A 13,972-nucleotide genomic window follows, 5' to 3' on the forward strand; every position below is an offset into this window, starting at 1 on the left:
TTCCTCACGGCAGGCGGTGGCGAGCTTGATAATAAGCCTGCCAGTGAGCTTCTTTATGTGTAGCGACACGCTGTTCGAAGTAACGGCGAAGACGTGCGCGATCTTCTTCGTTATCTTTGACGATGGTTCCGGCAATACAGTCTACCAGGTCGGCAGGTTCCCCCGCGCGATTCGCTAAAAACCAGGCGCGGACACCGACAGCGTGAGCTACGTTAACGGCTTCAGCGGTCGACATAATCGCTGTAAGGGTATCCATTGAGGTTTTCTTTTCGCCGTTGGCACGCAGATCGCGGAAGGTGCGGACCAGTAACTCCAGTACCGCGTCAGGCACTTTATGCGGAATACCGCTATGTGCCAGCAAGCGTGCCGAAGCGCTGGCGACCAGTTCCAGCTCCTGGGCGAAATCCATAATCGGAAAAACCGTTTCAAAATCGAAGCGACGCTTTAGTGCCGCGCTCATTTCATTGACGCCGCGATCGCGGGTATTGGCAGTGGCAATAATATTAAAGCCTTCTCGCGCATAGAGCTGACTGGCTTCACCAGTGAGTTCCGGCACCGTCATTACCCTGTCAGAAAGCATACCTAACAGACAGTCTTGTACTTCCAGCGGTGTACGCGTTATCTCTTCAAAACGGACAATTTTGCCGTCGCGCATTCCCTGGTAAAGTGGGGCAGGGACCAGCGCTTCCGTTGACGGGCCATGGTTGATAAGCAGGGCGTAGTTCCAGCCGTACTTGATTTGATCTTCGGTGGTAGATGCGCCGCCCTGGATGGTTAACCCGGCATCGCCGCTAATAGCGGTTGCCAGTAATTCAGACAGGAGAGATTTTGCGGTGCCAGGTTCCCCCACCAACATCAAACCGCGCCCGGTAGCAAGAGTGACTAACATGCGTTCGACAGCGGAGGGACTAATCACGACTTTACGGCTGATATTTTGCGCGCTATCGCCAAGAATAAAAGCACGGGCCGCAGGCAAACTTAACTGCCAACCGGGCGGGCAAGGTGCGTTATCATTTTGCTTTAATTTTGCCAGTTCATCGGCGTATAACACAGCGGCAGGTGGACGCTGCAGATGATTATTCTGCGTTGACATATATTCATCCCTGAAATGTATTAAGAAAATAAAAAATATTCTACGCGCAATAAATGTTTGGCGCATTAGTTGTTTGAGCGGAAAATATCTGGAAAGCAGATCACAGTAAATAAAAAAACCTGCTGGTGAGGCAGGTTCTTTTATTTACTACTTTGACGATAACTTGCTGATTGTGCAACATTTCGTACCAACGAATGAATTATAACCATATCCACATCCCGTTGCAATTCAGTGAGTGAGATTTATAATCCTGCCCGTTGGGAAGTTGTGCCGGATCGGACCAATTTTAAGTCCTGGCTGCCGGACGGGTGGTGCCGCAGGTGGTGCCCTGATCCGGAGAGCAACGTTTCGTACCAACATACGTAAACCAGTATCGACAGGCAGTGTAAGGGTAAGGTCCTGGTGTTGCGCTCCTTAATAAGGAGAGCGGATGGACACGCTGACACAAAAGTTAACCGTGCTCATTGCCGTACTGGAGTTATTAGTGGCTCTGTTACGGCTGATTGATTTGTTGAAGTAACGGGCAAATTGAAACGCATCTAAGGGGGAATACCTCTTCCCCCTTTAATAAAATGATTACATCTTCCATTAATTCACCCGATAACTTTTTTCTTATTTATAAATTCATCGATTTTATAATTAACGTACATTTGACCGGGATGTGAGTTCTTATGGTGGATTATGGGCAAAAAATATCTGGAAAGCAGATCGCAGAAAATAAAAAAACCTGCTGGTGAGGCAGGTTCTTTTATTTACAACTTTGACGTTAAGTTACTGATTATGCAACATGGCGCCCCAACGAACGAATTATAACGACCTACGGACCCCGTTGCAATTAAGATAATGAGATTTATAATCCTGACTGTTGGGAAGTTGCGCCGGATCGAACCAATTTCAAGTCCTGGCTACCGGACGGGTGGTGCCGCAGGTAGTGCTCTGATCCGGAGTGCAACATGGCGACTCAACATACGTAAACCAGTATCGACAGGCAGTGTAAGGGTAAGGTCCTGGTGTTGCGCTCCTTAATAAGGAGAGCGGATGGACACGCTGACACAAAAGTTAACTGTGCTCATTGCCGTACTGGAGTTATTAGTGGCTCTGTTACGGTTGATTGATTTGTTGAAGTAACGGGCAAATTGAAACGCATCTAAGGGGGATTACCGTTTCCCCCTTTAATAAAGCTATACTCGCCATGCTTCAAGTTGCATATGCTGCGGCTGCGTTCGTTCACTCCAGTCACTTACTTTAGTTAGCTCCTGGGGATTCACTCGCTTATCGCCTTCCTGCAACTTGAATTATTTAGAGTATATTATTCTATTTCTTGGTTGAATATATTCTGTAGTTCACGATTAAAAATGGCGATTACAGTTTCTGGTGATTCACCTCGTAATTTTCGCTCATCAATAAATTCATCTCCTATATAAATCAACGCATCATTTATTAGCGGGTCGGCATCATCTCTATCACGTTGATGAAATGTTGGACGTAGCCGGAATCGTTCCTGTCGATAGACGGAACCTGTAAATAATTCAGAGCATTTATGGATCTCAAGTCTGAAGGAAAACGGATCTTCAGGTACAGGGACTTCATAATCATAAGTAGCGACCAGCTCTTTTTGCACGATCATCGCTTTTCCCGGTGGTAAGTCGTGTTGATAACGGGCAGTCGCATCACTGCCCGCTGTGTTTTAATGGAAAATGACGTCAGGTGCGCTTAACGCTTCACTCAAATCAAACGTATCGAGTTCGGCAAAAGTGACAGATTTATTGTCACGGTACACTCGAAGAGAACGGAAGCTCATTAGCGCTTTGCTATCAGCACTGTAGTGGTTAAAACCGGGTGAAAATTTAAGGACCAGCCGGTACTCGCCCAGGTCATAGACAAATGCGTCCTCAAAACCTGACTCCCAGCCTTTGTATCGCATTCCCATAAGTTGCCCAACGGTTGCGGATTTACCTTCCCAGCGAGTCAGGCTGTTACTGGCTGACTCGTCAGGTGTGAGCAGCACTGTGCGCCGCATCAACTGGCGAAAAGGCGGCATAATTTCGTAATCGGCAAAAACCTGTGCAAATTCACTGCGCATTTCTGCTGTCATTTCTAACGGGTGGGCAATGCCAATCAGATCATCCGCAGGCAGGTCAATTGGCTCATCTTGTGCGTTGCAGAATTCCCCCTCTGCGGCCACACGAAAGGCGTTGAGTAAACGACGCGGTTCATTTGCCGGATAAACCGCCCATATTAATCGCTGAGTAACCAGGCGAGTAAAGGGATGATTAACAAACAGAGAATGAAAATCTGCCAGCGACCAGCGTCGGGTGGTGCGTAGGGCAGTTTCAAGACGCGGGAGCAGGTTTTTGCTCACCTGAGTGGCATCTTTTTTTAGCCCTTTTAGTCGGGCCAGTGCCTCGGGCGCTTTCAGTTGATCGTCATCGGCGCGCAACCGGGGAACACTTTTCTGGCGAACGTTTTGCTGATCAAAGATAACCGGGTTGAGGTTTTCATCGAAGCGAACGGTAAACTGCCGGGGTCCAAAATCAAATATCAACGCCTGCGGATCATCCAGGCCCAGTGTTGGGACTAATCTGTCCGCTAACTCTTCCTGGCTTAGTCCACGATTTTCTGCGACCACCTGAAGAAATTCCGCCGCGTTATCACGTAAGGGACGGGATTTCGCCCGTTGCGATATATGATGCAGCTGTATCAGCGCCATATCATTATTCATCAGGGTAAGTATGTTCAGGCCACTGACGGCACGGGCAGATTTGCCTTCCTGTGGCCAGGCGAGGATCTGTGTTGTCAGATCCCGAGCCGTGCTTTCGTCACCAAAGAGACTTAACGCCAAAAAAGCCCAGTTGTCTTTTGCGGGGGCGCCAGCCTGTTGCCAGGCGGTGAAGAGATCCCAGGCAAAAGCGGCCAGCGTTTGTGGCTGGCAGAACGTTTTCAGTTGTTCCTGCCCACAATAAAAACGTCCGCCCTGGGTAAAGCGCAGCATTTCGCCGATAATTTCCAGAGCATCATCAGTAACAGGTTGATTATTATTTATAAGTCGTGGTCTGGACCACATTGTCGGATGCCAGAAATCAGGAGCTTTTGGAATGCGTGCTGGGTAAATCTCTATTGGACTCTGTTTAAGTAATTGCTCCAGGGCAGGCCATACATCTGTACGCTGCCAACGATTGGCTACAGTTTGTAGCAATTCGCCATGTCCTTGTTCATACAGTAAACGCAGAGCATTGAGTGCCGCTTCGCTGTTATCGCCAGACCTGGCAAAGATTAATAGGATCAGCGCCGTAGCCGTATGCTCCGGCCATTGTAAAATCCACTGGCGAGCCAGATTACGCTGGCCTGCAAAACGATGCCAGACGCGGGCAATGGGTAACGCCAGTTCTGTTGCGCCAAAATGAATCAGCAGCGGAAATATCTCTTTGGGATGTCGGGCAAAGGCGGCGCTTAAACCGGGCAAAGCATCGGTACCCAGCACACTTAACAGATATTCCACCCCGGTGTAATGAAAATCAGCCGCGACAATTTGTTGCCAGCACGATACCGCCATTTCGCGTGGCATTTGCGCGATAAGGTACAGGTTCCACACTCCCCAACGCTTTTCATCAGTGTAATTAAATTTGCGTTGGAAAGTTCGCCACCCCTCCATCAACGCAACGCTATCTTGTGCCAGTAATGCGCTGGCGGCCTCTTCCCGGTAGTGTTTATTTTCAGTCTGTTTTGCCTGATAATTGAGCAATCTTCCTACTGAAGTATGTGTCTCTAGTTGATCGGTATCCAGAGCATCCAACTGTCCTTTGAGAATAAACTCATTAAACTTCCACCTGTGATCTTCAAAACCTAATTCCCGCAAGAAGGTATCTGCCCCTCTGTTTACGAGACGTTCGTCAAAAGACATGGCGCTAAAATGGTCAATTGCAGTTTGCTGTTCCGGCGTCCAGTGTTTATTCGGCGACCTGTACGCTTGCGGTACAAGCGTAAGTTCAGGTAGCGAAAAGTGAGTTAAGGAAGTCTTTTTTCTGCCACGCCACGGTGGTGAAACGAGGATTTCAGGCAGACTACTGTTATCGGTGCTATCAATAACCGGTTTTGGCGAAGCCGATAAATAACTATTCACCACTGCCCGGGCTTGAGTACTTAACCACGGGATCACCTCTTCTGCCAGTTGTGGCTGCGATGCCATCAGCGTTTGTAACAGCGTACGCCAGTATTCATCACGTGCTTTTTGCTGTGCAGGCAGCTTTTTGTCTTCGATGATAGGATAACCAGGGCGCGCAGGGGATTCTTTTAACGCCAGTAGTTCTGCCAGTGCGGCGAGCGTCGCATGGGGAAAGTTTTTACTGTATTTAGCCACACGCTGCAGGCTGGGTTTGTTTTTATCGGCAACTAACAGCAAGATGCGAATAACTTGCGGATGGTTAATTTGTACCAGCAGGCTACCGCAATCTTCTTTATGGGCATACATCGCGAGGCGTGGAACGGCTGCAATTCCTTGTTCGCGCAAAAGGGCAGCGCAGGCCGCGTAGCCGAAGTGGTTTTCATGCGACATGTAGCTGGCTTCGCGATCGCTAAATATATCCTGGCTCCAGTAGCGTTCGAGTTTTCTCACCGCTCTGGGGTCATTAGCAACAACTTTTAACCACTCCTTAGAATGAAAATGAGTCCGCGGGCATTCAAGGCCTACCAACTCATTGGCGATTTCTGGTTTCTCCGGGAGGATGAGTGCAATAAAAGGACGGCGAACTTTGGGTATTCCTGGCAGTGCGGCAATGAGTTTGTCGGCGCAACGCTGCCAGCAGCTTTCCTCTGCCAGAGAGAGATGCTTACGCAATCGGAGATCGAATTCGTTATAGGTTTCTGAGCGATAACCATAGCCATAGTCCTCCTTCTGATACTGCAATGTTACTACCAGAGGATCACTCTCATAACACCGTACAATAAACTGGCGTGCAATCACCACTTCAGTCGTATATTCCAGTCCCTCTTGTTGGACGATTTCGTCGAGTAACTGTTGGCTATCATTTTGCGCGATACAGGCTAGCGCCGCCATTGTCCGGGCAGGAATTGAGGGTTTGTGCTCGCCGATCAAGTTGATGGCCTGCGTGATGGCGGACTGCCATTCCAGTGAAAAATTTTCATAACGCCAGACAATGTTTTTTTTCTTCTCAGCAATGTGTAGCAATTTATCACCCAGTGTCTGGATGAGGCTTTCAGTGATAACAGGCACCGGTTCGCCCGGCCAATTGCGATGGCTGAGTGGTGTTTTGCCTTTTTTATATTTCAGTTCCAGTTGGGCGTTATCCGCCAGCCACGGTAATTCCTTGTCCATGCTCTTTCCTTACTCAAACAGGGCTTCGATGTCGTTAATTAACTCGCTGGCGGTGATGTCATCGAGTGCGAAGAACTGCGCTTCCTGTGTTGAATTAATCCCCCAGCCATAGCTTTCTGCTTTGCCTTCCCATAGCCACAGCTTGCTTAAGAGTTGCTCGGCACTGAGTTCGGCTGGCGACATACCAACTGCAAATCCTTCATCGATTTCCATGATTAATGACCAGCGGCCCAGAGGTTTGATCATCCAGCCGATCCAGCCTCCGTCTTGCGGTTCACCACGCACCCAGCCTTTATTCGACAGCCCCATAACCCGACCGCTCGGGCATTTTCTGCCTGCCCAGCGGGTCAATTCGCTGGCATTGCGCTCGGTTTCTGTCAGGGCGTAACTGTTACGGTCGAGCTGGCGGAACGGCGGTAGCAGTTCGTAGTCGGCAAAAAGCTGACCAAAGGCGGCAGCATCCGTGGGTGATATTTCCAGAACGTGAGGAATGCCAACAGAGATATCGCCTTCCGGCAGGGTGAAAAGATCATCGTCAGCGGTGCTGTAGCTGTTATCTTCTGCCACCCGGAAACAGGCCAGTAGCTCGTTTTCGGTGCTATAAACGCCCCAAATCAGACGGCGGGTTAAGTGGCGAACCAGCGGATGCTCAACCAGGAAGAGCTGAAAGTTTTCCGGTGACCAGCGGCGACGCAGGCACATGGCGGATTCCAGCCTTGCCACCTGCTGGGCGGCAACGGTACGCGCATCTTTTTTCAGCAGTTTGTAGCGGTTAACTGCATCGTTCGCTTGGGTTTCATCATCGCTTTTGTTCGGTTTAGGCAAGTCTTTCAGGCGGCTGCCGGAAGCATCACGCACAAACGGTTTTAAGGTTTCATCAAAGCTGACGGTGAACTGCCGTGGCCCGAAATCCAGCAGCAACGAACCGTTATCATCCAGACCGAGATCCGGTGCTAACCGATCTTCAAGCTCCGCCACCGTGAGTTCGCGGCTCTCGGCAATGTCGGCAATTTTTTCTTTTGCCCGCTCCTGTAATGCTTTGAATTTCAGTTTCTGGGCGATGCCGTTAAGCTGCATCAGGGCGATATCACTACCGATAGCAGCGAGAATATCCAGCCCGACGGTGGCGCGTTTATGCTGGGATTCACCAGGCCAGGCGCGAATCAAAGGCGTCAGTTTGCGGGCGGTATCATCGTTGCCGAGAACACCTAACGCAGTGAACGCCCAGCTTTCTTTCGACGGTGCGCCAGCGGTCTGCCAGGCGGTAAACAGATCCCAGGCAAACTCAGCCAGTGAGTCGGCAGTACAGGCGTCTTTCACCTGTAATAACCCCGGATACAGCGTATCTTCCTGAGGGAAGTGGAGCATTTCACCGAGGTGGAAGAGGGCGCTATCTGGCAGTGATAGGATGTTTGCTTTTAATACCGGGCGCGTCCAGAGCGATGGCTGATAAAAGGCCGGAAGAGTGGGGATTTTTGTCGGGTGATTATCTAAGGGATCGAGCGCAAGCAGAGCGTTCACCGCGTCTGTTACTTCCGGCTGGTTATAACTCCGGGCGATTTCTTGCAATAATGGCTGATGACCGTTTTCTGTAAGCATACGCAAGGCAGCGCGGGCGTTGTCCTGCGCTTCACCGGCTTTGCCGAGCGCCGCGGGCAGCAGGCCGGTAATGGCGTGTTCCGGGTATTTCAGCAGCCAGCTACGGGCGTCTTGTCGTAGGGTTTTGAGTTTGTTGAAGGCGCGGGCGATCAGTGGCGCTAATTCGATAGCCGCAAAATATTGTGCTACAGGCAGAGCTTCTTGTGGATAGCGTGAAAAGGAGTGAATAAAACCCTGTAACCCAGCGAGTTGCAGGTGCGTCATGACAAACTCGACACCGACGTGTGGCTCTTTACTGAGGACATTCCACGCCTGCGCTGTTTTTTCGATAGGCAGGGCGGCTAACATGTAAAGCTGCCATTCCCGTTGATAGGAGTGCCAGAAGGTTTTAAATTCGCTGATCAGCGCAGAATAATCTCCCCTCTGCCAGAGTTCTACAACAGCATCAGACGCTTTCATATACTGGCCATTATTCCAGCGATTGAAACCCAGACGTGCCAGGTAGTTCTGAATATCCTCTTTTTGGCCGATGTCTATTTGATGTGCGTGCCAGCGATGCCTTGCATGAATCTCTTTTTCTGCCGTCTCGGTCAATGTGCAGCATGACTCCAGCGGTAATGGCGTTAAATCCAATACCGGCATTACAGATTTTTTCTTTCTCGAAAGCCAGGGCGGTGAGACTAATATGGCTGGCAGTAGATCGGCGCTGGCATGGTTTGAGGGCTGTGTCAGTTGTTGCAGGCATGATCTCAGCACTGCAACTGCGGGTGTTGAGAGCCAGGGAGTAGCCTGTTCTGCTAGTGCCGGTCGCGAGATAAGCATCGTCATCAGCATAATGCGCCAACTATTCTCTTCTTTTTGCGCAAGAAGTTCCGCCAGTGCTGCCAGTGCTGCGTGTGGGAACGCAGTGCAAGCCTTAGTCATTCGTTCATGGCAGCGTTTAGTTTTGCCAGACACACGTATAAGTAGCATTAATGCTTGTGGGTGATTGATCTCTGCGAGAATACTTCCACAAAGATCAGCATAAGCATAGGGGGCGAAGCGAGCGATTCCGGCAATCCCTTGCTCCTGCAAAACGGTGACATTCCAGATGCAACCATGGTAATAGTCATTAAAAAGGTCGTACGCGCAATAAGATTCCAGTGCTTTGAGCAAGGAAGATTCTTGTACAACAAGTTTCAGCCATTCAACAGTTTGAATATTTTTCTGCTTCAGTAACCGTCGTGTGACTTCTTCTGCAATCTCCGGGCGTTCCGGTAGCATTAGCGCTACCATCGGTTGTTGAATGGGAGGAATATCAGGCAAAGCTGTAATGAATTTATCTACACAGCGTTGCCACAAAGTTTCTTCTGCTAGAGCCAAATGCTTACGCAGTCGAACGTCAAAGGGGGTAACACAATGTGCATGGTTTAATAATGGCTGAAAAGTAATGTGTATGCTTGTTCTGTGATAAGTGCAATCGAACGAGATATATTGCATGGCAATAAACATATCCACGGCAAATTCTAGTCCGTAGACATAGACAATTTCATCCATGAGTTCAGGGCATTCGCCCCAGAATTTACGCGAAACCAGAACAACCTGTACAGCCAACGCAGCAGGAGAAAGTGGACCATTAGCGAGAGCTTCATTGATATTCTGTTGCCAGTTAGCAGAACATGCACTGAAATCGTATGTTGTTAATTTTCCTGATAGATTATGAATATTCTGGCCTAAATTCAGAAGGAGGCTGTCTTGTGGTTTGCTTACAGCATCCCCAGGAAAACGTCGGGAAGGTAAGGCCTCCAGAGACTTTTTCTCTGATAAATGGATAGTGGAACCATCTGCCAGCCACGGGCATGGTGTCTCAGCAGCTTCAACAACCATACTTTGGTCAAATACGACTGTGGTTTCTGCCACGCCAGTTGTATCTACTTCGACCGTTTCTATTTTGATTGCGGGCTGGGATGGCGAAGATAATTCTTCCGCATACCCCTTCTTCACCTTCTCCGCAATCAGCCTCAGTTCCGCTTTTTCCGCCGCCGCAGCATCAGCAAAGCTTTTTACCTGGCTTTGCCCGTTGGTACCAACTTTGCCCCAACTAATATGCAGCTCGTTTCCCTGTTGCTCCACTGCCCAGAATTTATGTGATTTTTCGTCCTGATAAATATAGGTTTTCATTGTTAAATCCTTTTAATCAAACAGTGATTCAATGTCGTTAATCAGCTCGCTGGCGGTGATGTCGTCGAGCACGGAGAAGGGATAAACCGATTTGTGCGACGTCTGTTTGTACAAATGAATGTGGTCAATTGTTTGGCTATCGCTGATTTCGGTGACGGGCAATCCAACACAGAAGCCGGGTGTCACACTCAGTTCGACGTAGCCACCATCCACAGCTTTATAAAATGAGTAATAGCCGCCACCATCCAGAACATCGCCCCGTTGCCAGCCTTTATTCATCAGCCCGGCGACGCGCCCACTCGCTGCCTGGCGACCAGCCCAGCGCTGCAAATCGCCGCTGCTTTTTTCTGAATCAGAGAGCTCAGACCCGGGGCGATCAAGTTGACGGAACGGTGGCAGGAGTTCGTAGTCAGAGAACAGTTGGGCAAATTCAGCAGCCTGCATGGTCGGGATTTCCAGCACATGCGGGATACCGATGTTGCCCTGCGGAAGGGTTAACGGGTTATCCTGACCGTCGCTAAAACTGCTATCCTCTGCCACGCGAAAACAGGAAATAAGCTGATTATCAGCGTCATAAATGCCCCACATCAGACGTTGGGTGATATGACGAACCAGGGGATGCTCAACAAGAAACAGACGGAACTGTTCTGCTGTCCAGCGGCGACGCAGACACATGGCGGCTTCCAGAGGCGAAATCTGTTGTGCAGCTACCGTGCGGACATCTTTTTTCAACAATTTGTAGCGATTTACCGCTTCCTCAGCCAGTGTTTCATCATCGCTTTTGTTTGGTTTGGGCAGGTCTTTCAGACGGCTGCCGGAAGCATCACGCACATACGGTTTTAAGGATTCATCAAAGCTGACGGTGAACTGGCGTGGGCCGAAATCCAGCAGTAGCGAACCGTTTTCGTCCAGACCAAGATCGGGCGCTAGCCGGTCTTCCAGCTCTGCGACGGTGAGTTCGCGGCTTTCGGCTATCTGGGCGATTTTAGTTCTAGCCTGATCCTGCAAGGCTTTAAATTTTAGCTTTTGCGCAATGCCGTTAAGCTGCATCAGCGCGATATCGCTGCCGATAGCAGCAAGAATATCCAGCCCGACAGTGGCGCGTTTATGCTGGGATTCTCCAGGCCAGGCGCGGATGAGCGGGGTGAGTTTGCGGACGGTGTCATCGTTGCCCAGAATCCCCAGCGCAGTAAACGCCCAGTTATCTTTAGCGGAGCCACTGGCCGATTCCCAACTGAGGAAGAGATCCCAGGCAAAATCGGCGAGAGACTGCGGAGTACAGGCCTCGATTACCTGTGTAATCCCTGGGTAAAGGGTGGCTTCACGGGGGAAAGAGAGCATGGTGCACAGGTGCAGGATGGCTGAATCTGAAAGTGCCTTGCCATTACTGCGCAGAAGCGGGCGGTGCCATACTTCTGGCGAACACCAGGTGGGGAGTTTGGCGATTTTCTGCGGATAGTTTTCCAGCGGATCTGCGGCTAAAAAGTCGGTCAGCGCAGTCATTACCTCAGGTTGTTGGTAACGACTGGCAATTTTTTTAAGTAACGCGAGATGACCATTATTGACCAGGTAACGTAATGTCATCCGGGCATCTTGTTGTTCTTTAATTGGTTTACCCAGCGCAATGGGTAGCAGCCCGGTAATGGCATGTTCCGGGTAGGTGGTGAGCCAATATTCGGCGACATCTCGTACGGATTTTAACTGGCAAAATGCGCGAGCCATCATCATCGCAACTTCAGTTGCACCGAATTGAGCGGCGAGGGGAATTGCCTCCTTAGGATTGACCTGGGCATAACGCAACAGACCCGGTACTGTAGATATACCAAAACGCTCAACCACTTTTTCAGCACCCACGAGGTGCATGTGTGAGAGTCCATTCCAGATTGAGAGCGCTTTCTCTGCTGGTAGACGAGTGAGTATGGATACATAAAAGGTAATAAAACCTTCATAATCATACTTTGGTCGAGTATTTAACAACGATTCATAATCTTCCGTTTCCAGCAGACGAATGGCCGTTTTGGTTACGCCCCATTTAATATCGAATCTTTCTCGATCAGGATTATTCTCATCAAATGCTCCGCTTCTGAATCCCAGGCGGCGTAAGACTTCAGCAGTAGAAGGTATTTCTGCTTCGGGTTGTGGATGAGGTTTGGGGCCAATGGACTCCAGAGGCAATACGGGTAATGTAAATATCGTCGTGGCTGATTTATTCTTTTTCTTCAGCCAAATTGGATTAGTTATTATGCCAGGTAACTCACAAGCAGTGGCTATCTCTTCTTTAGCATGCAATTGAGGAAAATAACTCAGTAAGAGTTGTTTCTGTTCTTCACTCAACCAGGTGAGCGTAGAATGTAAGACTGCTGCGTTGCCAAAAATAATTTGTTCCAGTAACCGTAGCCAGGGTGAATTATTTTTTTTAACAAGCGTTGCGGTCAGTGCATAGATTGCGGCTTCCTGATGTAAATTTGCCGAGTATTCAACATTCTCAATGCTTTCTTGTTCTATTAATAACGCAATTGCCATTGGGTGATTAATATGTCTAAAATATCCATGCTCTGTATGGCAATATTTTAACCGAGGAAGTGCTTTTAATCCTTGCTCACGTAATAGTGTTGCAGCGCATATACGTGCCATCCACCATTCACTGAATAAATTGAGTTTACAGTGATTTCCTGGTAATAACTCTGTTGGTAAATCAGTAGCGACAACAGCCAACCATTCCGCTTCCGGATAATTCTCAAGACAAATTTCACGCGCTATTTGATTAGCGAATTCTGGTTTTTCAGGCAATAAAAAACCAATTAAGGGGCGTTTACGCGGTGCCATATTCGGTAAAGCAGTGATAAGTTTTTCCACACACCTTAACCATGTTTCTTTATCAGCCAGAGAAAGATGATTTCGCAAATGGAGGTCAATAACGCTGAAACCATTCTTATAACGTAAATCGGAAATCGTGTTGGTTAGGGTAATTTGAGGGACAGAATCTACAATGGAGTTTGTTGATAAGAATTCCCAGCGAACGTGAGCGAGACATGTTTTCAGCGCCTCGCTATTTTCCGGATCTTCATTTTTATCATCTGACATTTGTATTTTCTGTAACAACAACACGACTTCAGTGACATATTCCACACCGTGATGTTGTACAAGATAATCCATAACATCTTTAGCGTTACTCTCATCCTCCATAAGGATCTTTACCAACAAAAACAGGGCATCTGAGTAAGTTGATCCGGCAGTATTTTTCTGCTGAATACGTAAAATTGCTTCTTGCAGGCCTTGTTGCCATTCCGGGTGACAATGACTCGCATCAAAGCGCTGGAGTTGCGCGAGAAAATAGTGCTCCTCATGTTTGCTTTCCCATAACAGTGACCACAATGAGACATCTTTAGTAAATGTATGGACACTGTTGGATGGGAAGTTTCTGTTGCTAAAAAATCTATCGGTATCAACGATGATAGGATCGCTGTTCGATATCCATGGAGGAATGGCCCCGCGAGGCGTTACCGGAGTGTGTTCGCTTTGATTTGTGAAGTCATTCTCACAAGAAGAGTTAGCAATTTCATTTGTTTCGCCAGTCGATTGCACATACCCCTTCTTCACCTTCTCCGCAATCAGCTTCAGTTCCGCTTTTTCCGCCGCCGCAGCATCAGCAAAGCTTTTTACCTGGCTTTGCCCGTTGGTACCAACTTTGCCCCAACTAATATGCAGCTCGTTTCCCTGTTGCTCCACTGCCCAGAATTTATGTGATTTTTCGTCCTGATAAATATAGGTTTTCATTGCAAAGTCCT

Annotated in this window: 5 protein-coding genes; all 5 read right to left on the reverse strand. The window is 48.8% G+C overall.

Annotation, left to right across the window (positions count from 1 at the left end):
- Positions 1-4: 4 nt before the first annotated feature.
- Positions 5-1,093: an AAA family ATPase gene (locus K0335_RS15580; protein WP_104919430.1), complete on the reverse strand. Its 1,089-nt coding sequence runs from the start codon at positions 1,091-1,093 to the stop codon at positions 5-7.
- A gap of 1,309 nt (positions 1,094-2,402) precedes the next feature.
- A complete protein-coding gene (gene yehK / locus K0335_RS15585) occupies positions 2,403-2,720 on the reverse strand; it encodes a protein YehK (RefSeq protein WP_104919431.1) in 318 nt (105 codons plus the stop codon).
- Positions 2,721-2,780: 60 nt separating this feature from the next.
- Positions 2,781-6,425 carry a DUF4132 domain-containing protein gene (locus tag K0335_RS15590; RefSeq protein ID WP_219393904.1) on the reverse strand — a complete coding sequence of 1,215 codons (3,645 nt, stop codon included), beginning with the start codon at positions 6,423-6,425 and terminating at the stop codon, positions 2,781-2,783.
- Between the two features lie 9 nt (positions 6,426-6,434).
- Positions 6,435-10,184 (reverse strand): DUF4132 domain-containing protein, encoded by a 3,750-nt coding sequence (locus K0335_RS15595; RefSeq protein WP_219393906.1) that lies wholly within the window; start codon positions 10,182-10,184, stop codon positions 6,435-6,437.
- Between the two features lie 12 nt (positions 10,185-10,196).
- A complete protein-coding gene (locus tag K0335_RS15600; protein ID WP_219393908.1) occupies positions 10,197-13,961 on the reverse strand; it encodes a DUF4132 domain-containing protein in 3,765 nt (1,254 codons plus the stop codon).
- Positions 13,962-13,972 lie beyond the last annotated feature (11 nt).

This window comes from Escherichia sp. GZ89 (assembly GCF_019366485.1).
Lineage (GTDB): Bacteria > Pseudomonadota > Gammaproteobacteria > Enterobacterales > Enterobacteriaceae > Escherichia > Escherichia fergusonii.